General features: G+C 69.9%; 20 protein-coding genes and 1 pseudogene. 11 read left to right on the top strand and 10 right to left on the bottom strand.

Annotated elements, in window-relative coordinates; translation table 11 throughout:
- Nucleotides 1-66: 66 nt before the first annotated feature.
- The 4 genes and pseudogenes from hisH to hisD form a co-directional block, all read right to left on the bottom strand.
- The gene (gene hisH, locus ACQPXM_RS16910; protein ID WP_432949609.1) at nucleotides 67-708 is read right to left on the bottom strand and encodes an imidazole glycerol phosphate synthase subunit HisH; all 642 of its coding nucleotides are present in this window, start codon (nucleotides 706-708) and stop codon (nucleotides 67-69) included.
- Nucleotides 709-732: 24 nt separating this feature from the next.
- Nucleotides 733-1,332, bottom strand: coding sequence for an imidazoleglycerol-phosphate dehydratase HisB (gene hisB / locus ACQPXM_RS16905; protein WP_077016775.1), 600 nt, complete (start codon nucleotides 1,330-1,332; stop codon nucleotides 733-735).
- Complete coding sequence (locus tag ACQPXM_RS16900; protein ID WP_432949607.1) at nucleotides 1,329-2,447, bottom strand: histidinol-phosphate transaminase; 1,119 nt, start codon at nucleotides 2,445-2,447, stop codon at nucleotides 1,329-1,331. The genes hisB and ACQPXM_RS16900 overlap by 4 nt, the downstream gene beginning before the upstream one ends.
- Nucleotides 2,448-2,566: 119 nt before the next feature.
- Nucleotides 2,567-3,874: pseudogene (gene hisD / locus ACQPXM_RS16895) on the bottom strand (histidinol dehydrogenase); the annotation flags it as partial.
- Nucleotides 3,875-3,988: 114 nt separating this feature from the next.
- Here hisD and ACQPXM_RS16890 point away from each other — a divergent pair.
- Genes ACQPXM_RS16890 through ACQPXM_RS16880 form a run of 3 tightly spaced genes read left to right on the top strand, consistent with a single transcriptional unit; the run spans nucleotide 3,989 to nucleotide 5,238 of the window.
- Nucleotides 3,989-4,657 (top strand): LON peptidase substrate-binding domain-containing protein, encoded by a 669-nt coding sequence (locus ACQPXM_RS16890; protein ID WP_432949605.1) that lies wholly within the window; start codon nucleotides 3,989-3,991, stop codon nucleotides 4,655-4,657.
- 39 nt (nucleotides 4,658-4,696) lie between these two features.
- The gene (locus ACQPXM_RS16885) at nucleotides 4,697-4,933 is read left to right on the top strand and encodes a ribbon-helix-helix domain-containing protein (RefSeq protein WP_077016778.1); all 237 of its coding nucleotides are present in this window, start codon (nucleotides 4,697-4,699) and stop codon (nucleotides 4,931-4,933) included.
- A complete protein-coding gene (locus ACQPXM_RS16880; RefSeq protein WP_432949603.1) occupies nucleotides 4,933-5,238 on the top strand; it encodes a type II toxin-antitoxin system PemK/MazF family toxin in 306 nt (101 codons plus the stop codon). Before ACQPXM_RS16885 ends, ACQPXM_RS16880 begins: the two co-directional genes overlap by 1 nt.
- Nucleotides 5,239-5,411: 173 nt before the next feature.
- On the opposite strand, the gene ilvD is transcribed toward ACQPXM_RS16880, so the two are convergent.
- Nucleotides 5,412-7,262 carry a dihydroxy-acid dehydratase gene (gene ilvD / locus ACQPXM_RS16875; RefSeq protein ID WP_432949601.1) on the bottom strand — a complete coding sequence of 617 codons (1,851 nt, stop codon included), beginning with the start codon at nucleotides 7,260-7,262 and terminating at the stop codon, nucleotides 5,412-5,414.
- A 203-nt stretch (nucleotides 7,263-7,465) separates the two neighbouring features.
- Here ilvD and ACQPXM_RS16870 point away from each other — a divergent pair, with 203 nt between their 5' ends.
- From ACQPXM_RS16870 to recQ, 5 genes are all read left to right on the top strand, one after another.
- The gene (locus ACQPXM_RS16870) at nucleotides 7,466-8,419 is read left to right on the top strand and encodes an RNA polymerase sigma factor (protein WP_432949599.1); all 954 of its coding nucleotides are present in this window, start codon (nucleotides 7,466-7,468) and stop codon (nucleotides 8,417-8,419) included.
- Between the two features lie 129 nt (nucleotides 8,420-8,548).
- The gene (locus ACQPXM_RS16865; RefSeq protein WP_432949597.1) at nucleotides 8,549-9,604 is read left to right on the top strand and encodes an SAM-dependent methyltransferase; all 1,056 of its coding nucleotides are present in this window, start codon (nucleotides 8,549-8,551) and stop codon (nucleotides 9,602-9,604) included.
- 39 nt (nucleotides 9,605-9,643) lie between these two features.
- Nucleotides 9,644-10,486: a helix-turn-helix domain-containing protein gene (locus tag ACQPXM_RS16860; protein WP_432949595.1), complete on the top strand. Its 843-nt coding sequence runs from the start codon at nucleotides 9,644-9,646 to the stop codon at nucleotides 10,484-10,486.
- On the top strand, nucleotides 10,483-10,905 hold the full coding sequence (locus tag ACQPXM_RS16855) for a VOC family protein (protein WP_432949593.1): 423 nt from the start codon (nucleotides 10,483-10,485) through the stop codon (nucleotides 10,903-10,905). Before ACQPXM_RS16860 ends, ACQPXM_RS16855 begins: the two co-directional genes overlap by 4 nt.
- Before the next feature lie 47 nt (nucleotides 10,906-10,952).
- Complete coding sequence (recQ, locus tag ACQPXM_RS16850; protein ID WP_432949591.1) at nucleotides 10,953-12,791, top strand: DNA helicase RecQ; 1,839 nt, start codon at nucleotides 10,953-10,955, stop codon at nucleotides 12,789-12,791.
- 24 nt (nucleotides 12,792-12,815) lie between these two features.
- Here recQ and ACQPXM_RS16845 read toward each other — a convergent pair whose 3' ends face one another.
- Nucleotides 12,816-13,682, bottom strand: coding sequence for a LysR family transcriptional regulator (locus ACQPXM_RS16845; RefSeq protein ID WP_432949589.1), 867 nt, complete (start codon nucleotides 13,680-13,682; stop codon nucleotides 12,816-12,818).
- A 109-nt stretch (nucleotides 13,683-13,791) separates the two neighbouring features.
- Here ACQPXM_RS16845 and ACQPXM_RS16840 point away from each other — a divergent pair, with 109 nt between their 5' ends.
- Nucleotides 13,792-14,562 (top strand): SDR family NAD(P)-dependent oxidoreductase, encoded by a 771-nt coding sequence (locus ACQPXM_RS16840; protein ID WP_432949587.1) that lies wholly within the window; start codon nucleotides 13,792-13,794, stop codon nucleotides 14,560-14,562.
- Here ACQPXM_RS16840 and ACQPXM_RS16835 read toward each other — a convergent pair.
- The 4 genes from ACQPXM_RS16835 to dnaE form a co-directional block, all read right to left on the bottom strand.
- Nucleotides 14,544-14,915 carry a VOC family protein gene (locus ACQPXM_RS16835; RefSeq protein WP_432949585.1) on the bottom strand — a complete coding sequence of 124 codons (372 nt, stop codon included), beginning with the start codon at nucleotides 14,913-14,915 and terminating at the stop codon, nucleotides 14,544-14,546. The two genes, ACQPXM_RS16840 and ACQPXM_RS16835, sit on opposite strands and share 19 nt — an antisense overlap.
- A 137-nt stretch (nucleotides 14,916-15,052) precedes the next feature.
- Entirely contained in the window at nucleotides 15,053-16,867 is a 1,815-nt protein-coding gene (locus tag ACQPXM_RS16830; RefSeq protein WP_432949583.1) for a DUF3352 domain-containing protein, read from the bottom strand.
- A gap of 46 nt (nucleotides 16,868-16,913) precedes the next feature.
- Entirely contained in the window at nucleotides 16,914-17,543 is a 630-nt protein-coding gene (locus tag ACQPXM_RS16825; RefSeq protein ID WP_432949581.1) for a hypothetical protein, read from the bottom strand.
- 253 nt (nucleotides 17,544-17,796) lie between these two features.
- Entirely contained in the window at nucleotides 17,797-21,345 is a 3,549-nt protein-coding gene (gene dnaE, locus ACQPXM_RS16820) for a DNA polymerase III subunit alpha (RefSeq protein ID WP_432949579.1), read from the bottom strand.
- 142 nt (nucleotides 21,346-21,487) lie between these two features.
- On the opposite strand from dnaE, the gene ACQPXM_RS16815 reads away from it, so the two are divergent.
- Entirely contained in the window at nucleotides 21,488-22,309 is an 822-nt protein-coding gene (locus tag ACQPXM_RS16815; protein ID WP_432949577.1) for an alpha/beta hydrolase, read from the top strand.
- A gap of 52 nt (nucleotides 22,310-22,361) precedes the next feature.
- Nucleotides 22,362-22,985 (top strand): DJ-1/PfpI family protein, encoded by a 624-nt coding sequence (locus tag ACQPXM_RS16810; protein WP_432949575.1) that lies wholly within the window; start codon nucleotides 22,362-22,364, stop codon nucleotides 22,983-22,985.
- The last annotated feature ends 2 nt before the right edge of the window (nucleotides 22,986-22,987 follow it).

Raw genomic sequence — 22,987 nt, 5'->3', positions numbered from 1 at the left:
GGCGGCGTTCGCCCTGGTCAGGAGTGAACCAGGGCGACGCCTGGGTACGAACGGCCTACCTGGCGGTCAGAGCGAGCGGACCCAGTTGGCCAGCAGGTCGGCGCCGGCGTCGCCGGACTTCTCCGGGTGGAACTGGGTCGCCGACAGCGGCCCGTTCTCGACCGCGGCGACGAAGCGGTCACCGCCGTACGACGTCCAGGTGACCTTCGGCGCGACCGACTCGCGGGCGTCGGTGAGCTGCCACTCGCGGACGCCGTACGAGTGCACGAAGTAGAAGCGCTCCTTCTCGATGCCCTCGAACAGCGTGCTGCCGGACGGTACGTCGACGGTGTTCCAGCCCATGTGCGGGACCGGCTCGGTGCCCTCGGGCCGCAGCCGCTCGACGGTGCCGGGCCACTGCTCGCAGCCCTCGGTCTCGACGCCGTGCTCGATGCCCTTCGCGAACAGGATCTGCATGCCGACACAGATGCCGAGCACCGGGCGGCCGCCGGTCAGGCGCTTGTCCACCACGACGTCGCCGCGGACCGACTTCAGTCCGGTCATGCAGGCCTCGAAAGCACCGACACCGGGGACGAGCAGCCCGTCGGCGTCCAGCGCCTGCTGGTAGTCCGACGTGACGGTGACGTCGGCGCCGACGCGCTGCAGGGCGCGCTCGCCGGAGCGGATGTTGCCCGAGCCGTAATCGAGCAGGACGACCTTCTTGCTCACAGTGCTTTCCTCATCGGGGTTCCCTCACAGGGCGCCCTTGGTGGAAGGGATTCCGGGCTGGCGAGGGTCAAGCTCGGCCGCGTCGCGCAGCGCCCGCGCGAACGCCTTGAACTGCGCCTCGACGATGTGGTGCGGGTCGCGCCCGGACAGCACCCGGATGTGAATGCAGATCGCCGCGTTGAACGCGAGCGTCTCGAACACGTGCTGGGTCAGCGAACCGGCGTAGTCGCCGCCGATGATCGCGTAGACCTGACCGTCGGGCTCACCGGTGTGCACGCAGTACGGCCGGCCGGACAGGTCGACCGTGCAGTGCACGAGCGCCTCGTCCAGCGGCACGGTCGCGTCGCCGAACCGGCGGATGCCCTTCTTGTCACCGAGGGCTTCGCGCAGCGCCTGGCCGAGACCGATCGCGGTGTCCTCGACGGTGTGGTGCGCGTCGATCTCCAGGTCGCCGACCGTGTTCACGTGCAGGTCGAGCAGCGCGTGCTTGGCCAGCGCGTTGAGCATGTGGTCGTAGAAGCCGACCCCGGTGGAGATGTCGGCCCGGCCGGTGCCGTCCAGGTCGAGCTCGACCAGCACCTTGGACTCGCTGGTCTCCCGGTCGATCCGGGCTGTGCGACTCATGACTGCCTTCCCACGTCGGTCTTCAGAACTTTCTCCAGCGACGCGCGGAACGCCGCCATCTCGGCGCCGGTGCCGATCGAGACCCGCAACCAGCCGTCCGGCCCGGTCTCCCGGATCAGGACGCCGTCGTCGAGCAGCGCCTGCCAGACCGCGTGCCGGTCGGCGAACGTGCCGAACAGGACGAAGTTCGCATCCGAGTCGACCGCGCGCAGACCCTGCGCCCGCAGCCACTCGACGGTCTCGTCCCGCTCGACGCGCAGCTGGCCGACCCGGCCGAGCAGCTCGTCGGAGTGCCGCAGCGCCGCCCGCGCGACCGCCTGGGTCACCGCGGACAGGTGGTACGGCAGCCGCACGATGCGCAGCGCGTCGACCAACTGCTTGCTCGCGGCAAGATAACCGACCCGGGCGCCGGCCAGCGCGAACGCCTTCGAGGTCGTCCGCGCCACCGCGAGATTCGGGTACGCCGGCAGCAGGCTGACCGCGCTCGGTGTCCCCTCCCGGCGGAACTCCGCGTACGCCTCGTCGACCACCAGCACCGCGCCGATCGAGGCGGTCCGGCCGGCGAGTGCTTCGATCAGCTGGATCGGCAGCGCCGTACCGGTCGGGTTGTTCGGCGAGGCGAGCAGGACGACCGACGGGCGGTGCCGCGAGATCGCCGCCAGCGCCTTGCTCTGGTCGAGGGTGAAGTCGTGCGACCGGCGGCCGACGACCCAGCCGGTGTTGGTGTCGCGCGCGTACTCCGGGTACATCGAGTACGTCGGGGCGAACGACAGCGCCGTCCGGCCCGGACCGCCGAAGGCCTGCAGGAGATGCAGCATGACCTCGTTGGACCCGTTGGCCGCCCAGAGCTGCTCGGCGGTCAGGTGCGCCCCGGACTCCCGGCCGAGGTAGGCCGCCAGGTCGGCGCGCAGCTCCATGAACTCGCGGTCGGGGTAGCGGTTGAGCCCCGCGGCGGCCGCGGCCACCGACGCGGTGATGTCCGCGACGACGGCCTCGCTCGGCGGGTACGGGTTCTCGTTGACGTTGAGCAGGACCGGGACGTCGAGCTGCGGTGCGCCGTACGGTTCGAAGGCCTTCAGCTCGTCGCGGATCGGCAGCCCGTCGAAGCGGCCCATCAGCTGTCCCCGGCGGAACGGGTGGACGCGGCGATCTCGGCCAGGTCGCCGGACAGGGACCTGGCGTTCTCGTCGCCGGACGCGGCGTTCGCGTCGCCGGTGGCGGCGGCGTCGGGGAAGCGCGCGGACACGGCGGCGCCGTGGGCGGGCAGGTCCTCGGCGTGCGCGAGCGCGACGACGTGACCGGCGACCTCCTGCAGCGCCTCGCGGCTGTAGTTCACCACGTGCATCGCCTTGAGGAAGCTGCGCACCGACAGGCCGGACGAGTGGCACGCGCAGCCCGCGGTGGGCAGCACGTGGTTCGATCCGGCGCAGTAGTCGCCCAGCGAGACCGGCGACCAGCCACCGACGAAGATCGCACCGGCGTTGTTGATCAGCGCGGCCCGCTGCTCGGCGTCCTCGGTCTGGATCTCCAGGTGCTCGGCGGCGTACGCGTCGACCAGCGCGGCGCCCTGGTCGAGGTCGTCGACCAGCACGATGGCGGACTGCTGCCCGGCGAGCGCTTCGGTGACACGCTCGGCGTGCTTGGTCCGGGCAACCTGCCCGGGCAGCTCGGCCTCGACCGCCGCCGCGAGCGACTCGCTCGGCGTGACCAGCACGCTGGCCGCCATCGGGTCGTGCTCGGCCTGGCTGATCAGATCGGCGGCGACGTGCGCCGGGTCGGCGGTCGCGTCGGCCAGCACGGCGATCTCGGTCGGGCCGGCCTCGGAGTCGATGCCGACCTGGCCGAGCAGGAACCGCTTGGCCGCGACGACGTAGATGTTGCCCGGGCCGGTGATCAGGTTGACCTTGCGGCACCCGTCGAAGCCGTACGCGAACCCGGCGATCGCCTGCGCGCCGCCCATCGCGTACACCTCGTCGATGCCGAGCATCGCGCAGACCGCCAGCACCGTCGGGTGCGGCAAACCACCGAACTCCTTCTGCGGCGGCGAGGCAACGGCCAGTGACGGCACTCCGGCAACCTGGGCCGGTACGACGTTCATGACGACACTGGAGGCCAACGGCGCGCGACCGCCCGGCACGTACAGGCCGACGCGCTGGACCGGCACGAGTCGCTGGGTCACCCGCCCACCCGGCGCCGGCTCGGACGCGACGTCGCCGCCGAGCTCGTCCTCGCTGACCTCGCGGACCCGGCGGATCGACTCCTCGAAGGCAGCACGCACCGTCGGGTCGAGCTCCTCCAGCGCCGTCTTCAGCGCCTCGGCGGGGACCCGGAGGTCGTCCACCCGGACCTGGTCGAACTTCTCGCCGTACTCCCTGATCGCCTCGAGACCACGATGCCGGACGTCCAGACAGATCGGTCGGACGACGTCGAGAGCCTTCTCGACGTCGAACACGGCTCGGGGCACCAGGGCGTGAACTTCGGCAGGGAGATCAACGAGCTCTCCGGCCGCCACTCGGCCCCGCAGGTCGACGCGGCGAATCATGCGGCCCAGTCTAGTGGTCGCCACCCTCGGCCAGTGGCTCGGTGTACACCCTGTGAAACCTCCGGGCCGTGGCTCGGCGTACAACCTGTGGATGGTTGCCCTAGGCTCGACGGTATGGACTCTCGGCTGCCGCTGCTCACCGTCGAGACGGTGATCTTTCCGGGGCTGGTGCTCCCACTGCCGATCACGGACGTCCAGGGGCGGTCGGTGATCCGCGATCTGGTGGAGAACGGCGGCGAGCTGGCGTGCGGCGCGATCGCGGTCCGGGACGGCTACGAGCTGGGCGACCGGGTCTTCCGCTCGCTGTACGGCACCGGCTGCGCGGCCACGATCTCCGAGATCACGCTGGATCCCGACGACGAGGGTCCGGTCGAGGTGACGCTGACCGGCAACCGCCGGTTCAAGGTCGACGAGCTGGACAGCACCGGCGACTACCTGGTCGCCGACGTCGAGTGGCTGGCCGAGGAACTCGGCGACGACCCGCTCGGTACGGCGATGATCGCCGTCCAGCGCTTCCGCCGCTACGCCGCCGCGGTGACCGAGATCTCCCGCCCCGGTCTGCACATCGGCTCGTTGCCCGACGACCCCGGCACCCTGTCGTACTTGATGTCGGCCGCCACCACCCTGCTCACCCCCGAACGCCAGAAGCTGCTCGAAGCTCCCGACACCACCACCCGGCTGGCGCACCTGATCGGTCTGCTCGACAACGAGCTGTCCGCCATCGCCGCGATCCCGTCGCTGCCCGACACCGACATGTCCTGGGCGACGATGCACCCGAACTGAGCCATACCGGGGTGAATCCCACAGTGGTATCGTCGTGGTATGAGCAAGCAGATCACCGTACGCCTGCCCGACGAGCTGGTCGAGTTCATGGACCGGCTCGTCGACGACAACAAGGCGCCGTCCCGAGCCTCCGTGGTGGCCCGGGCGATGGAGCGCGAGCGCCGCCGCGAGCTGGCCGCGCGCGATCTCGCGCTGCTCGCCGAGTACGGCGAACCGTCCGACCTCGACGGCCTGGCCGCGAGCGCCGGCGGAACCGTGCTCACCGACCTCGACTGATGCGCCCGCTCCACATCGCCCGCCTCGACAAACCCCGCCCGGTGGTGGTCCTCACCCGCGAACTGATCCGCCCCCGTCTCACCAACGTGACGGTGGCACCCATCACCAGCACCATCCGGGGCCTCTCCACGGAAGTCCTCGTCGGTCCGCAGAACGGACTCGACCACCCCAGCGCGATCAGCTGCGACAACATCCAGACCATCCCGAAGGTCCAGCTCGGCCGCCTGATCGGCTACCTGCTGCCCGACCAGGAACCGGCCCTCACCGAAGCCGTCACCCTCGCCTTCGACCTCGAACTGCTCTGAGCCCGCGGCCGCGACTCGTCGTCGCCTGAAGTACTTCCCCGCCCTGGTCAGGCCGAAGCACTTCCCCGCCCTGGTCAGGCCGCCGTCCTCGTCTGACGCCCGCCGACAGCAGCATCCGAAGAACCGTGACCAAGAGCGCACAGTTCTTCGGACGCACGCAGCGGTAGGAGAACTCAGCCGAGCTTGCTGACGTCCCGGACCGCGCCCTTGTCGGCGCTGGTGGCCATCGCGGCGTAGGCGCGCAGGGCCTGGGAGACCTTGCGGTCGCGCGCCTTCGGGGCGTACACGCCGTTCAGCGCTGTACGGCGGGACTCGAGCTCGGCCTCGTCGACGAGCAGCTCGATGGAGCGGTTCGGGATGTCGATGCGGATCTGGTCGCCGTCCTGGACCAGCGCGATCGTGCCGCCGGAGGCCGCCTCGGGTGAGGCGTGCCCGATGGACAGCCCGGACGTACCGCCGGAGAAGCGGCCGTCGGTGACCAGCGCGCAGACCTTGCCCAGGCCGCGGCCCTTCAGGAACGACGTGGGGTAGAGCATCTCCTGCATGCCGGGTCCACCCTTCGGTCCCTCGTACCGGATCACCACGACGTCGCCCGGCTGGACCTGCTTGGCGAGGATCTTCTCGACGGCCTCCTCCTGCGACTCGCAGACGACGGCCGGACCCTGGAAGGTCCAGATCGACTCGTCGACGCCGGCGGTCTTCACCACGCAGCCGTCCTCGGCCAGGTTGCCCTTGAGCACCGCCAGGCCGCCGTCGGTGGAGTACGCGTGCTCGCGGTCGCGGATGCAGCCGCCGGCCGCGTCGGTGTCGAGGGTCTCCCACCGCTCCGACTGCGAGAAGGCCGTCGCCGACCGGACACAGCCCGGCGCCGCGTGCCACAGCTCGACGGCCTCCGCGGACGGCGAACCGCCACGCAGATCCCAGGTCTTCAGCCACTCGTCGACCGAGTCGCTGTGCACGGTGTGGACGTTCTCGTTCAGCAGGCCGGCCCGGTACAGCTCACCGAGGATCGCGGGGATCCCGCCGGCCCGGTGCACGTCCTCCATGTAGTACGTGCCGCCCGGAGCCACGTTCGGCGCGACCTTGGCCAGGCACGGCACCCGGCGCGAGACCGCGTTGATGTCGTCCAGGCCGAAGTCGACCTCGGCTTCCTGCGCCGCGGCCAGCAGGTGCAGGATCGTGTTGGTCGAACCGCCCATCGCGATGTCGAGCGCCATCGCGTTCTCGAACGCGGCGCGGGAGGCGATGTTGCGCGGCAGCACGGTCTGGTCGTCGGTGTCGTAGTACCGCTTGGTGATCTCGACGACCGTGCGGCCGGCGTTCTCGTACAGGGCCTTGCGGGCGGTGTGCGTGGCCAGCACCGAACCGTTGCCGGGCAGCGACAGGCCGATCGCCTCGGTCAGGCAGTTCATCGAGTTCGCGGTGAACATGCCGGAGCAGGATCCGCAGGTCGGGCAGGCGTTCTCCTCGATCCGCTGGATGTCGGCGTCGGAGACGTTCTCGTTGACCGCCTCGGACATCGCGTCGATCAGGTCCAGCTTGCGCACGGTGCCGTCGACCAGGGTGGCCCGGCCGGCCTCCATCGGGCCGCCGGAGACGAACACGGTCGGAATGTTCAGCCGCAGGGCGGCCATCAGCATGCCCGGGGTGATCTTGTCGCAGTTGGAGATGCAGATCAGCGCGTCGGCGCAGTGCGCCTCGACCATGTACTCGACCGAGTCGGCGATCAGGTCGCGTGACGGGAGGCTGTAGAGCATGCCGCCGTGGCCCATCGCGATGCCGTCGTCGACCGCGATCGTGTTGAACTCGCGCGCGATGCCACCGGCCGCGTGGATCGCCTCGGACACGATCCGGCCGACCGGCTGCAGATGCGTGTGACCGGGCACGAACTCGGTGAAGCTGTTGGCCACGGCGATGATCGGTTTGCCGAAGTCCTCCCGGGCTACCCCGGAGGCCTGCATGAGGGCGCGAGCGCCCGCCATGTTGCGGCCGTGGGTGACGGTACGGGACCTCAATGCGGGCACGACGGTGTCTCCTCGCTACTCGGACTGCTCCCTAGCATGGTGCCACTCCCCGTCCGGATGCCGAAACGCCGGTCCCACATCCCGGCATCCGCCGACCGTCCGGCCCGCCAGACCGAGTCGTCGGGCCCGCCCGGGACGAGTCGTCAGGTCCGCCCAGGACGAGTCGCCAGGGTCCGCCCGGGACAAGTCGTATCGTGATGGGCATGAACACTCGCGGCCTGGGGGACGCCGAGCTGGTGGCGGCGGCGCAGGCCGGCGACATCGCTGCCCTCGGCCAGTTGCTGACCCGGCACCGGCCCCGGATGACGGCGGTGGCGATCCAGCTGCTCGGTTACGGTCCCGACGCCGAGGACGCGGTGCAGGAAGCCCTCACGGTCGCGCTGGCCCGGATCGGCGATGTGCGCGACCCCGACGCGGTCGGCGCGTGGCTGCGGATGGTGGTTCGGAATGCTTGCCGCATGCAACTGCGCGCCCGGCACCCACTCCCCCTCGACGACCACCGGGCCGCCACGCTCTCGTCCGCCGAGCCCGACCCCGCCGAACTGCTCGACCGGCACGCCTCCCGCGACTGGGTCTGGCACGCGTTGGACCGCCTCTCGCCACCGCTGCGCATGGTTCTCGTACTGCGGCACTTCAGCAGCGTCACGGCGTACCGGGAGATCGCGGAACTCTGCGGTGTCCCCATCGGCACCGTCCGCAGCCGGCTGTCCGAGGCACGCGCGCAGCTGACCACCAGCCTGCTGGCCACGGCGGACGACGCGTACGACGATGCCGCTGACCTCGCCGGGCAACGTCGGCGCGAGATCGAGGAGACCCTCGCGGCGACGGAGCGCGGCGAACTGCTGACGATGCTGACCGAGTTCTGGTCGCCGGAGGCGGAGTTCGTCTGGTCGCGCGAGCAACGGACGACCGGGTTCGACTACTTCGTGCGCGGCATGGACCAGGACATGGCCGACGGCGTCCGGGGCAGGGTGACGAACGTTCTAGCGGCGCGGGATCTGACCGTGAGCGAAATCGACCTGATCAACCCGCCCGACGACCCGTTGCACTGCCCGCCGACTGTGGTCTGGGTCCAGGAACTCCGTGCGGGCCGGATCGAACGTTGCCGGCTCTTCCATCCCTCACGGCCGGCCGAGCAGTACGCGCTCCCAGCTTGACCGAGCTGAGCGCACCACGGCTCGACTCAGCTGTCGGCGAGCTCGCCGCACCGAGGTCCGCACGACGGGCGTGACCGAGGCCACACCACGGTGCTTCGAACTTCCGGTGGCCGCCCGCATCTTGTCCCCGTGAACACACGTGACGAAGCCGTAGCCGCCGAGCCCGCAACGACCGACCGAGCCGAACCGCTGGAGCGATTCGCTCAGGCCGACGCCGCGCGCGAACAAGTTGAGACCTGGGCCTACGGCGCGCAGATCATGGCCCTGCTCACCACGCTGTGCGATCGCGGCTGGACACGATTCCTGCGCCAACCGCGGGACCTGGCCGTGCTGGCCGACTTCGCCGGTCTCCCGCCCGCGCGGCTGACCGACGTACTGGCTGTTCTCGAGTCGCACGGGATCGTCGAGCAGCAGATCGGGACCGTGCGGCTGACCCCGTCGTTCGAGGCGCTGGCCGCGGAGGACGCCTGGATCGGGCTGGACGACCTGCTCGATCGATCCGAGCTGATGTCCCGGCTGACCCGGACTGCAGTGGAGGAACCCGGACCGCTGCCGCTGACCGAGCCGGACGCACTCGTGGTCGCCCGCGCTGCCGGTGGCGCGGCCGGCGACGTGACGAAGACCCTGTACGAGCAGACGCTGCTCCCGCAACTGCCCGAGCTGACCGACATAGTGAAGATGGACAAGTGGCTCGATGTCGGATGCGGTGTCGCCTGCGCGACGCTGACCATGGCCTCGCTGCTCCCGCATTTCGAGGCCGTGGCGATCGAACTGGTACCAACGGTCGCCGCCGAAACCAGCCGGCGGGCCGAGGCACAAGGGGTGACGGACCGGGTCGACATCCGGGTGATGGACGCGCGGGACCTGGACGAGCCGGACGCCTTCGGCGGCGCCTTCTGGGCTCAGCCGTTCTTCCCTGAGCAGACCCGCGCGGCGACGCTAGCGATGCTGCTGCGCGTGGTGAAGCCCGGCGGGTTGCTGCTGATGCAGGAGATGGAGCCGCTGCCCGAGGAGACCGACCGGCCGGCGTACACGCTGAGGCGGTTGGTCGCTCAGGGTTGGGGCGTGCCCTTCGGCCGGACGGCGGAGCAACTGGCCGAGGAGGCGACGGCGGCCGGCTTCGAGGTCGAGCGGCTGGCGCCGACCGACTTCGGCCGCTTCGTGGTCGCCCGCCGGCCGGGCTGAGTGGGAGCTTTTGTCCTGGGCGCGTCTTAGCCTGGGCGGATGGAGGATCTCGAGCTGCACGTGCACCGGGCGCACCCCGCCCTGCGCCCGTACCTCGACGACCTGATCGGCTATGCCTACCGCGGTGATCCGCCTGCGCTGCACCGGGGACTGCCCTCCCGTTCGCTGACCGTGGTGATCACGCTGGACGAACCGCTGGGCATCGCGTGGCCGGGCGCGCCGGCGCAGAAGTTCGAGACGCTGGCCGGCGGGCTGCACTCGACCGCGGTCAGCATCGGCCAGTCCCCCAACCAGGCCGGGCTTCAGTTCGCGCTCACGCCGGCCGGCAGTCGCGCGCTGCTCGGCCTGCCACCCGGAGAACTCGCGTCGATGGTTGTCCCGCTGGATGACGTGCTCGGCCGGCCGGCTCGTCAACTGGCCGAGCAGCTGCGCGAGACACCCGACTGGGCCCAGCGGTTCGCGATCGTGGAGCAACTGCTGCTCGAAGCGTGGCGCGACGAACCCGTGCCCGAGCCGCGCGCGGAGCTCAGCTGGGCCTGGCAACGGCTGGCACAGACCGGCGGCGGCGTCGGCGTACAGGATCTGGCGGCCGAGGTCGGCTGGGGCCGGCGGCACCTCACCGAACGCTTCCGCCAGGAATACGGCCTCCCACCGAAGGTCGCGGCCCGCGTGATGCGCTTCGAGCAGGCCGTACGACGCCTGAAGCGCTCGCCGCAGACGAAACTGGCAGACCTCGCCGCCGATCTCGGCTACGCCGACCAGGCGCACCTCTCGCGGGAGTGGAACGCGCTGGCCGGCTGCTCGCCGCGGCAGTGGATGACCGAGGAACTCCCATACGTTCAAGACGGGCCCGCCCTGGAGCAGGCAGAGTCGCAGGTATGAACACGACACAGAACACAGTGAGGATCGGCGTCTGGCCGACGCTGATCTACCGCGACGGGCCGGCTGCACTGAAGTTCCTCACCGAAGGGCTGGGGTTCACGGTGGCCGCCTCCTACCCCGGCGAGGCCGAGGGATCGATCGCGCACGCCGAACTGCTGTGGCCGCACGGTGGTGGGGTGATGGTCAGCTCGGTCGATCGCCATGCCGAACCCAACGAGTTCGACCGGTTCGTCGACCAGGCACAAGGAATCTATCTCGTTCACGACGACCCCGATTCCCTTTATCCACAGGCGATCGCGGCCGGTGCGAAGGTGCTGCGGGAGATGCGCGACGAGGACTTCGGATCGCGCAATTTCAGCGTCACCGACTTCGAGGGCAACGCATGGAGCGTCGGCACCTACGCCGGGGAAGCCCCGTAATCCACAGGGGCCCACCGCGGGTCCACCGATCTCCGTAGAATCGCCGTGTGGCCGAAACGACACCGGAACTGCCAGACTCCGAAGCCCTGCAGGTCCTGCACCGGGTGTTCGGGTACGACGCGTTCCGCGGGCAGCAGCGCGACATCATCGAGACGGTCGTCGGTGGTGGTGACGCGCTCGTCCTGATGCCGACCGGTGGCGGCAAGTCGCTGTGCTACCAGATCCCGGCGCTGGTCAGGTCCGGCGTCGGCGTGGTGATCTCGCCGTTGATCGCGCTGATGCAGGACCAGGTCGACGCGCTCACCGCGCTCGGCGTCCGGGCCGGCTTCCTGAACTCGACACAGGACTTCGAGCAGCGCCGCGAGGTCGAGCAGGCCTTCCTGTCCGGTGAGCTCGATCTGCTCTACCTCGCGCCGGAGCGGCTGCGGGTCGAGTCGACCGTGCGACTGCTGGACCAGGGCAAGATCTCGTTGTTCGCGATCGACGAGGCGCACTGTGTGTCCCAGTGGGGACACGACTTCCGGCCCGACTACCTGATGCTGTCGGAGCTGCACGAGCGCTGGCCCGACGTACCGCGGATCGCGCTGACCGCGACGGCGACCGAGGCGACCCACGCCGAGATCGCCACCCGGCTCAACCTGACCGAGGCCAAGCACTTCGTCGCCAGCTTCGACCGCCCGAACATCCAGTACCGGATCGTCCCGAAGGACAACCCGCAGCGTCAGCTGCTCGAGCTGCTGCGCACCGAGCACGAGGGCGACGCCGGCATCGTCTACTGCCTGTCCCGCAACAGCGTCGAGAAGACCGCCACTTTCCTGACCCAGAACGGGATCGAGGCCGTGCCGTACCACGCCGGCCTGGACAGCCGGACCCGGGCGAAGAACCAGTCCCGCTTCCTGCGCGAGGACGGCCTGGTCGTGGTCGCGACGATCGCGTTCGGCATGGGCATCGACAAGCCGGACGTGCGGTTCGTCGCGCACCTGGATCTGCCGAAGTCCGTCGAGGGGTACTACCAGGAGACCGGTCGCGCGGGTCGCGACGGACTGCCCTCGACCGCCTGGCTGGCGTACGGGCTGCAGGACGTTGTGCAGCAGCGCAAGATGATCGACACCTCCGAGGGCGACGCCGCGCATCGGCGCCGGCTCGGCACACATCTCGACGCGATGCTCGCCCTCTGCGAGACCGTGCAGTGCCGCCGGGTCCAGCTGCTCGCGTACTTCGGTCAGCAGGGAGAGCCCTGCGGAAACTGCGACACCTGCCTGACCCCACCGGAGTCGTGGGACGGCACGATCCCGGCGCAGAAGCTGCTGTCGACGGTGTACCGGCTGCAGCACGAGCGGAACCAGAAGTTCGGCGCCGGCCAGGTGATCGACATCTTGCTCGGCAAGCAGACCGAGAAGGTCAAGCAGTTCCGCCACGACGACCTGAGCGTCTTCGGGATCGGGACCGAACTGAAGGACACCGAGTGGCGTGGGGTGATCCGCCAGTTGCTGGCCCAGCGGCTGCTGACCGTCGAAGGCGACTACGGCACGCTGGTGCTCACCCCGGAGAGCGCCGAGGTGCTCGGCCGGCGTCGCGAGGTGATGATGCGTCGCGAGCCCGAACGGGCGGTCCGATCGCGGTTGTCGTCGGGTGGTGGCAAGAAGAAGGTCGTCGACCTGCCGGCCGAGGCGGCGCCGGTGTTCGAGCGGTTGCGCGCTTGGCGCGCCGCGACCGCCAAGGAGCAGGGGGTCCCGGCGTACGTGATCTTCCACGACGCGACGCTGCGGCAGATCGCGACCGACCTGCCGAGCTCGCTGACCGAGTTGGGCAGGATCAGCGGCGTGGGTGAGAACAAGCTGGCCAAGTACGGCGACGGCGTACTGGAGGCGCTGGCCGCGGAGTAGCGAGTACGCCGCGCGGCACCAAACTCACGTCCAGGCGAGATTTTCGGCCAAGTCGGCGAAGGTGAAGATCGTGCGGGTCCTTCGGGTGGCCGGCCACGCCAGGGCGACGTGGTTCGGCCCCAGGTCCTCCACCGGCACGGCGACGACGTCCGGGCGGGTGTAGAAGTTCGCGGTGGACAGCGGGATCACCGAAATACCGTGGCCGGCGGCAACGTGTTCGAGCTTCTCCTCGACGCTGCGGAAGTGCGGCGTCGGGCGGCCCCGGCCTTCGCGCAGTTCGACGGCCACGTCCCGCCACTCCGGGACGGCGTCGGGATCCTGCAGCAGATGGTCCTCGGCGAGGTCGGCGATGCGGATCACCGGCTTGCCCGCCAGGCGGTGATCAGCGGGAAGCATCGCTACGCGAGGCTCGTCGAACAGCCGACGGACGGTCAATCCGCGCTGGTCGATCGGCAAGCGGACGATGCTGACATCGGCGCGCCCGTCGTGCAGCACCTCGACCTGGTCGTCCCAGGTCGTCCGGAGCAGTTCGACATTCAGGTCGGGGTACTCCGACGAGAGCGCCCGGACCAGCCGCGTCACCGTGAGGCCCGGCATGAACCCGATCGTGAAGGTCCGCGGACCGCGCGCCGCCTGCGCCACCCGACGCCGCATCGCTTCGGCCGATCCCAGCACCGGTCGAGCGTCCTCCAGCAACTGCCGTCCGGCAGCGGTCAGCTCGGTCGACCGCTTGCTCCGGACGAACAGTTGCACCTTCAGCTCGTCCTCCAGCGCGCGGATCTGCCGCGACAGCACCGGCTGTGCGATGTGCAGCCGCTCCGCCGCCCGGCCGAAGTTCAGTTCCTCGGCCACCGCCACGAAGTACCGCACCTTGCGCAGATCCACGTCCACGAGCCATCTCCTCCGCTGATACCGCCAGGGTATGACGCGGCGCCGAACAGGTCTTGGACCCGGCGGCCCTCGACAGCGCAGAGTGGACACCGAGCGAAAGGACAGTCCTGTGCGCATCTTCATCACCGGATCAGCCGACGGCCTCGGCCGGCTGGCCGCCGAACGGCTCGTCGCCACCGGCCACGTGGTCGTCCTGCACGCCCGCAGCAAGCAACGCGCGGACGACGCCCGCGCCGCCGTCCCCGGAGCGGCCGAGGTGCTGGTCGGCGACCTGGCGAGCATCGACGAGACCAAGGACCTGGCCCGGCAGGCCAACGAGTCCGGCCGGTTCGACGTCGTCATCCACAACGCCGCGGTGGGCTACCGCGAGCCGCGCCGCGAGACCGTCGACGGCCTCGAGCACGTCTTCGCGATCAACACGCTGGCGCCGTACCTGCTGACCGCGTTGATCGACCGGCCGGACCAGTTGATCTACCTCAGCTCCGGGATGCACCGCGGCGGGGAGGTCGTGCTCGACGACCTGCAGTGGGTACGCCGGCGCTGGAACGGCGCGCAGGCGTACGCGGACTCGAAACTGCACGATTTGCTGCTCGCGTACGCCGTGGCGCGCCGGTGGCCCGACGTCCGGTCCAACGCGGTGGATCCGGGCTGGGTGCCCACGAAGATGGGCGGCGCCGGCGCCCCTGACGATTTGGACCAGGCGTCGGAAACGCAGGTGTGGCTGGCGACGACCGATCATCGGCTGACCGCCAGCTACCTGTACCACCGGCGCCCCCACCCGACCCACCGCGCGGCCGGCGACACCGCCGTACAGGACGGGCTGCTGGACGCGTGTGCCGAGCTGACCGGCGTACGGCTGGATCAGCCTTCGACGAGGTAGAGCACGTTGCCGTCGGGGTCGCGGAAGGTGAACATCGGCGGCACGCCGGGCCAGCTGAGGAGATCGCCGGCCTCAACGCCTTGCTCGGTCAGGGCCGCGTGCGCGGCGGCCGCGTCGGAGGTGCCGAAGCGGATGCCGGTGTCGCCGCCGGCCGGAGTGTCGTCACCGGCGGGGGCCAGGGCGAGCGCCGTGGAGGAACCGGGCGGCGCGACGACGATCCAGCGGCCTCCGAGCTGGAGCAGCGGGGCGTCCATGCGGAGGTCGAAGCCGAGCGTGTCGACGTAGAAGGCGACCGCCCGGTCCTGGTCGGTGACCGGTACGGCGACGGTGCTGACGGCGGTGATGTGGTTCATCGGTTGTCCTCTCGGGAAGTGGTGGTTCACCCCGAGGTAGAAGCTGGATCGGCGGTTTCGACATCGCCACCGGATCCGAACGAAAAAAAACCCGGACCGCTGCAGCGCAGCGGTCCGGGCCTTCGTCGAACGGGTGCCTACTTCGCGACCACCCGCAGGGTGAAGTCGGCCTGCCCACCCTCGGTGTGGCGGACCGTCACCCCGGCCGAGCGCAGCGCGGCGGCGTCCTTGTTGGACTTCAGCTCCTCGCTCAGCGAACCGATCGCCTCGAAGTCCACGAAGCCGGCCAGCACGGCGCCCTTCGGGTCCGGGATCGCCTGCTTGAAGCTCTCCGACTCCCCGAGGTTGCCGCCCTTGAGCACCTTCTCGGCGTGGTTGCGGTTGGTGGAGACCACCAGCGTGTCCTCGTCCTGCGCCTTCTCCAGCGGGATGTTCAGCCCGCTGCGCTCGCGGACCAGTCGCATCACCTTGTCGGCCACCGCGCCGGCCTTGGCCGGGTCGGTCTCGGTCCGGACGGCGATCTGCGGGCCCTCGTCGCCGTTGTCACGGTCGATCGCGACCGCGAAGTTCTTGCCGAGCAGCGTCTTGAGATCGTCGGGCAGGCTCAGCCCGTACTCCTCGGTGAAGCCCTGGGTCAGCTCCTCCAAGTCGATGCCGCTGGACTTCTTCAGCTGCGCCCACGCGGTGTCGACCACATCCGATCCGCCCGACAGCGCCAGGCCACCGGCCGAACTCTCCGGCAGCTGCGCGAGCAGGTCACCGGCGTCCGCCGCACCGACCTTCACGGACTCGTCACTGCGCACGACCCCCTTCAGCTCGACGTAGCTCGCGTCGAACCGCAGCGCCGCGGCCATCGAACCGGCCGGCACCGCCTTGCGCTGGTCCTCGGTCATTCTGCGGTCAGCCAGCAGCGCCAGTCCGGCGGTGTCGGCCCAGAACGACGCGAAGCCCTGCTCGCCGAGCGCGGACATGTCGCCGTCGAACTTGGCGTTCTTGCTCAGCGGGCTGTCCTTGGCGGTCGAGGCGGCCGCGTCCACGACGGCCTGGTTGTCGCCGAGCAGCACGTAGCCGTCGGTGAAGACCCGGCCCGGCTTCTCGTCCTCCTTCGCGAACAGCTTGTCCAGACCAGCGTTCGCCTTGCCTTCGTTCTTCACCTGGACGGCGACCACGACGTCCGGCTCCTTGCTGTCACCCGACGGCGGCAGCGCGGCCAGTCCGGCCCGGTCACCCAGCCACGGCTTGACGTCCTGTTCGAAGTCGACGTCGGCCAGGTCGTCGCCGGCTTCCTTCTTGATCAGCTCGAACAGCTTCTGGCGCAGATCGTCGTTGTCGCTGGTGAGGCCGATCCGCTCCTTCGCGGACGGGAACTTCATCAGGTACCGCAGCGCGGCGACGCGCTGGCCGGCCGACGGGTTCAGGTCGATCCGGGCGTAGGCGACCGCTGTACCGGGCAGCACCTCGGCCGGCTGACCGCCGCCACCGTTGAGTCGCGCGTAGGCGAACAGGCCACCGCCGCCGATCACCGCGAGCACCGCCAGCACGGCGACGAGCGGGATCAGCTTGCCACGCTTCTTGCGCGGCTCCGGCTGCCACTGCTGCGCCGCCGGACCGTAGCCCGGCCCGTACGGCGGCTGACCGCCACCACCCTGCGGTCCCCCGTACTGCGGCCCGCCGTCCTGCGGTCCCCCGTACTGCGGACCACCACTCTGCGGCCCGCCGTACTGCGGCTGCCCGTACTGGGGCTGGCCGTACGGCGGCTGCTGGCCCTGCGGCGGTTGCCCGTACGGCGGCTGCGGCTGCTGCCCCTGCTGCGGCCACAAGCCTTGGTTGCCCTGAGCACCGAACTGGCCGCCCTGCGTACCAGGCGCGGAGTACGGCCCGTTCGGGCCCTGCGGGCCGCCGGTTGCACCGGGCTGGTGCGGGTAGACCGGCGGATTGGTCTGGTCGGACATCGTGCCCCCTCGCGTCACCGGTGAGATGCCACCGGGCCGGAACAGGCTATTTCACCTGCGCCGACGATTCTGACGCGGAAGATACCGATGTGGTTGCAACTGGTTCCGCGCGCCAGGTCAGCGCGGAGATGATCGCCGCCGCGAGCGCCGCGCCGACCAACCAGGACGCCAGCGGGGTCCAGGTGTGCAGCTCGAGTGGCGCGGCGAGCAGATCGCCCGGTTTCGCCGCCTGGAGCCGGGGCTCCAGCGGGTCGTGGCCGAGCAGCATGCCGACGCCCCAGGCGACGGCCGAGCCGATCACCGAGCCGACGGCCACCACGGCCACCGCCCAGGGACCGTAGTCGCGCAACCACCAGAACAAGGCGGCCCCGAGCAGCAGGGCGGTGAGGAACCCGATCGCGACGAACGTGCCGTCCGGGCCGAAGACCCGGGTCATCTGCTCCTCGCCGAGGGAGCCGCCGTTGTCGTCGATCGTGTACTGCGCGAGCGGTGCGTACTGCTGCCAGGCCCACCCGGCGATCGCGCCGGCCACCAGGAACACGGCAACGGTCACCGCGATCGCCCGGCTCCACGGCAGCTTGGGCGCGGGCTGCGGCGGCGCCCCGAAGGAGGCGCCGAACGGCTGCGGCGCGTACGGCCCGCTGCCCCCGGAGTACACAACACCGGACTGCCCCACGTGGCTCGGCCCTGGGGACCCAATCTGCCCCGGCTCCCTGGACCCCGCCTGACCCGGCGCCGCGGGCGCGAACCCAGGCTGCGCCGGCGCAGTTCCCGGCTGACCCGGGCCGCCGTGCGCGGTTCCCGGCTGACCCGGGCCGCCGTGTGCGGTCTCCGGCTGGAACGGGCCCGCGGCCTCCGGGCCCGGGTGTGGTGGCTGACTCACGGGGCCAGTGTGACGTACCGGGTCAACGCTGTTGCTCACCGGTACCTCAGCCGGCCAGGCACGACGGTCCGAGCAGTGCCTTCAGATCGGCCATCAGCGACGACGTAGGAGTGACCCGGAAGCGGTCACCGATCCGCATCACCGTCGTCTTCTGCCGGGCCTGCAGGCGCAGCTGGACCTCGGTCATGCCCGGGTGGGACTGCAGCACGTCGCGCAGCTGGTCGACCACCGGCGGGGTGCAGCGGTTCACCGGCATCGTGATCACCACCGGCCCGCTCGGTCCCTCGGTGAGGTCCGGCACGGTCACCTCGTCACCGCTGAGCTCGAGCCGGTCCTCCCGGCGCCGGACCCGGCCCTTCATCAAGATGATCGCGTCGTTGGTCAGCAGGTGCGCGTGCAACTGGTACGCCGAGGAGAACATCATCACCTCGATCGAACCTTCCAGGTCCTCGATCGTGACGATCGCGTAGATGTCGCCGCGCTTGTTGACCTTGCGCTGGACCGCGGTGACCAGGCCGCCGATCGTCACCCGGGTGCCGTCGGGCCGGTCCTCGTCGGCGAGCAGCTGACCGATCGTGCAGTCGGTGCCGTTGGTCAGCACGTGCTCGACGCCGAACAGCGGGTGGTCCGACACGTACAGCCCGAGCATGTCGCGCTCGTGCGCCAGCTTGGTGGCCTTGTCCCACTCCTCGATCTCCGGGACGCGGACCGTGAGCCGGCTGTTGCCGTCGGCGGAGTCGGTCTCCTCGTCGCCCATCGAGAACAGGTCGAACTGGCCGTGCGCCTCGTTGCGCTTGAGGTCGATCGCCTCGTCGACGGCCTGCTCGTGCACCGCGACCACCGCGCGCCGGGCGTGTCCCATCGAGTCGAACGAGCCGGCCTTGGCCAAAGACTCGATCACCCGCTTGTTGCAGACCGGCAGCGGGACCTTGTCGATGAAGTCGACGAAGTCGGTGAACCGGCCCTCGGACTCGCGGGCGGCGACGATCTCGGCCACCACGTTGACGCCGACGTTGCGGATCGCGGACAGCCCGAAGCGGATGTCGGTGCCGACCGGGGTGAAGTTCGAGTCGGACTCGTTGACGTCCGGCGGCAGCACCTTGATGCCCATCCGGCGGCACTCGTTCAGGTAGATGGCCATCTTGTCCTTGTCGTCCTTGACGGACGTCAGGACCGCGGCCATGTACTCGGCCGGGTAGTTGGCCTTCAGGTAGGCGGTCCAGTACGAGACCAGCCCGTACGCCGCCGAGTGCGCCTTGTTGAACGCGTAGTCGGAGAACGGGACCAGCACGTCCCACAGCGCCTTGATCGAGGCGTCGGAGAAGCCGTTGGCCTTCATGCCCTCGGAGAAGCCGACGTACTCGGCGTCCAGCACCTCGCGCTTCTTCTTGCCCATCGCGCGGCGGAGCAGATCCGCCTTGCCGAGCGTGTAGCCCGCCAGCTGCTGCGCGATGGCCATGACCTGCTCCTGGTACACGATCAGGCCGTACGTCGTACCGAGGATCGGCTCCAGCGCGACGGCGAGCTCGTCGTGCGGGTAGCTGATCTCCTGCTGCTTGTTCTTGCGCAGGGCGTAGTTGGTGTGGCTGTTCGCGCCCATCGGGCCCGGGCGGTACAGCGCGCCGACCGCGGAGATGTCCTCGAAGTTGTCCGGCTTCATCAGCCGCAGCAGCGCCCGCATCGGGCCGCCGTCGAACTGGAAGACGCCGAGGGTGTCACCGCGGCCGAGCAGCTCGAAGGTGGCCTTGTCGTCGAGGGACTTGGCCAGCTCGTCCAGGTCGAGCTTGATGCCGCGGCTGGCCTCGACGTTCTTGACCGCGTCGTCCATGATCGTCAGGTTGCGCAGGCCGAGAAAGTCCATCTTGACCAGGCCGAGCGTCTCGCAGCTCGGGTAGTCGAACTGGGTGATCACCTGGCCGTCCTGCTCGCGGCGCATGATCGGGATCAGCTCGATCAGCGGCTCCGAGGACATGATCACGCCGGCCGCGTGCACACCCCACTGGCGCTTCAGGTTCTCCAGGCCGCGTGCGGTGTCGACGATCTTGCGCACGTCGGCGTCGGACTCGTACAGCTGGCGGAACTCGCCGGCCTCGGAGTAGCGCTTGTGCTGCGGGTCGAAGATGCCCGACAGCGGCACGTCCTTGCCCATCACCGACGGCGGCATCGCCTTGGTGATCCGGTCGCCCATCGCGAACGGGTAGTCCAAGACCCGGCCGGCGTCCTTGATCGCCTGCTTGGCCTTGATCGTGCCGTAGGTGACGATCATCGCGACCCGGTCGTCGCCGTACTTCTCGGTGACGTAGCGGATTACCTCGGGGCGGCGGCGGTCGTCGAAGTCGATGTCGAAGTCGGGCATCGACATGCGCTCGGGGTTGAGGAACCGCTCGAAGATCAGGCCGTGCTGCAGCGGGTCGAGGTCGGTGATGCGCATCGCGTACGCGCACATCGAACCGGCACCGGACCCACGGCCCGGGCCGACCCGGATGCCGTGCTCCTTGGCCCAGTTGATGAAGTCGGCGACGACCAGGAAGTAGCCGGCGTAGCCCTTGGAGGTGATGACCTCGATCTCGTACTCGGCCTGCTTGCGGACGTGGTCCGGTACGCCGCCGGGGTAGCGCTTGTGCAGGCCGGTCTCCACCTCGGAGACGAACCAGGACTCCTCGTTGTGACCCTCGGGGCAGGGGAAGCGCGGCATGAACCGGCCCTCGCCCTCGGTGAAGCTGACGTCGCACTGCTCGGCGATCAGCAGCGTGTTGTCACACGCCTCGGGGTAGTCCTTCCAGACCTCGCGCATCTCGGCCGCGGTCTTGACGTAGAACTCGTTCGCGTCGAACTTGAACCGGTTCGGGTCGGACAGCGTCGAGCCGGACTGCACGCACAGCAGCGCGGCGTGCGCGACCGCGTCCTCGGGCTTGGTGTAGTGCAGGTCGTTGGTGGCCACCAGCGGCAGCCCGAGCTCCTTGGCCAGCTTCAGCAGGTCGCCCTGGACGTTGCGCTCGATGCCGAGGCCGTGGTCCATCAGCTCGCAGTAGTAGTTCTCGGCGCCGAAGATGTCGCGGAACTCCGCGGCCGCCTCGAGCGCCTCCTTGTACTGCCCCAGCCGCAGCCGGGTCTGCACCTCGCCGGAGGGGCAGCCGGTGGTCGCGATCAGGCCCTTGCCGTAGGTGTTCAGCAGCTCGCGGTCCATCCGGGGCTTGAAGTAGTAGCCCTCGAGACTGGCCAGCGAGCTCATCTTGAACAGGTTGTGCATGCCGGAGGTGTTCTTGGCCAGCAGCGTCATGTGCGTGTACGCGCCGGAGCCGGACACGTCGTCGCGGCCGGAGTTCGCGTCGCCCCACTTGACCCGCTTGCGCTCGCTGCGGTGGGTGTGCGGGGTGAGGTAGGCCTCGACGCCGATGATCGGCTTGACGTCGTACTTCTTCGCGGTCTTCCAGAACTCGTAGGCCCCGAACACGTAGCCGTGGTCGGTGGTCGCGATCGCCGGCTGGCCCATCTCCTGGGCGGTTTTGAACAACTCGTCGATCCGCGCGGCGCCGTCCAGCATGGAGTACTCGGTGTGCACGTGTAGATGCACGAAACTGTCGCTGGACGCCATGTCTACGCAGACCTCCCAGGGCGTGAGTGAGCGGGACCAGGCCACCTTATGTCGGCCCACCGACAGTCGGAGAACCGGCGCTCCGATGCCTCGCCCGGGCGCCCGATATGCGGTCGCCCGGGGCACCGCGCACACTGGGATCGTGGTGCGCTTCGCGGTGATCGTGGCAGCGGTGCTGACGCTGGTGCTCGCCGTGATCTGGGGATTCCAGCGGCGCCTCATCTACCTGCCCGACGTGGCCGACGCAGGATCGGCGACGGCGGTCCTGCCCGGCGCCCGGGACGTCGTACTCCAGACCGATGACGGCGTACGCCTCGGCGCCTGGCTGGTCCCGGCGGCCCCGCCGGACCGGGGTGTCGCGGTCCTGGTCGCGCCGGGAAACGCCGGCAACCGCGCGACGCGAGCGCCGTTGGCCCGCGCGCTCGCGGCCGAAGGGCTGACGGTGCTCCTGTTCGACTACCGCGGCTACGGCGGCAGTGCGGGACGTCCGAGCGAGCAGGGTCTGGCCCGGGATGTCCGTGCGGCCCAGCGACACCTCGTCGAGCAGGCCGGCGTACCGGCTGACCGGATCCTGTACCTCGGTGAGAGCCTCGGCGCCGCGGTCGTCACCAAGCTCGCCACTGAGATCGCGCCGGGCGGTCTGGTCCTGCGTTCGCCGTTCGTCGACCTGGCCTCGGTCGGCCAGGTGCACTACCCCTTCCTGCCGGTCCGGCTTCTACTCCGCGACGAGTACCCGTTGGCCGACCAACTCGCGACGGTGAAGGCTCCGGTCACCGTGGTGCTCGGCGCCGAGGACTCGATCGTTCCGCCGGATCAGAGCCGGACCGTGGCCGCGGCAGCGCCGACGCTGCGGGACCTGGTCGAGGTCGCCGGGGCTGATCACAACGACCCGGCCCTCGTGCACGGCAAGGCGCTGACCGCGGCCGTCGTCGATCTCGCCGAGGCGGTGACCGCCGGACCCTGAATCAGCATCCCGATCTATTGACAACATGTTGTCATCATGACAATATCTTGTCATGATCGAGAACAGCAAGCGCACCGTCCACCTCGCCGTCTACGACACGCTGGCCGACTGGGAGATCGGCTTCGTCACCGCCCACGTCAACAGCCCGGCCTGGCACCGGACGCCCGGCCACTTCCAGATCCGCACCGTCAGCGCCGGCATCGACCCGGTCACCACGATGGGCGGCCTGCGGGTGCTGCCCGACCTGACGCTCGACGAGCTCAGCGCGGACGACAGCGCGATGCTGGTCCTGCCCGGCAACGACCTGTGGCCGACCGAGGCGTACCAGCCGTACATCGCGAAGGCGCGCGAGTTCCGCGCGGCCGGCGTACCGGTCGCCGCGATCTGCGGAGCCACCGGCGGCCTGGCGCTGGCGGGCATGCTCGACGACCACGCGCACACCAGCAACGCCAAGGAGTTCCTCGCCGGGCTCGGCTACGGCGGGGCCGACCTGTACCGCGACGAGCCGGCGGTGAACGACCGCGGCCTGATCACCGGCGGAGCACAGGCGCCGGTCGAGTTCGCCCGGGCGATCTTCGCCGAACTGGGCATCTACGAGCCCGGCGTCCTCGACTCCTGGTACAAGCTGTACGGCGAGCAGAACCCGTCGGGGTTCTACGAATTGATGGGTGCGTGACC

The sequence above is a fragment of the Kribbella sp. CA-253562 genome, assembly GCF_050942265.1.
In the GTDB taxonomy this organism is placed as follows: Bacteria; Actinomycetota; Actinomycetes; order Propionibacteriales; family Kribbellaceae; genus Kribbella.
The sequence above is the reverse complement of the archived record's forward strand: the minus strand, read 5'-3'. Positions and strand labels throughout refer to the sequence as shown.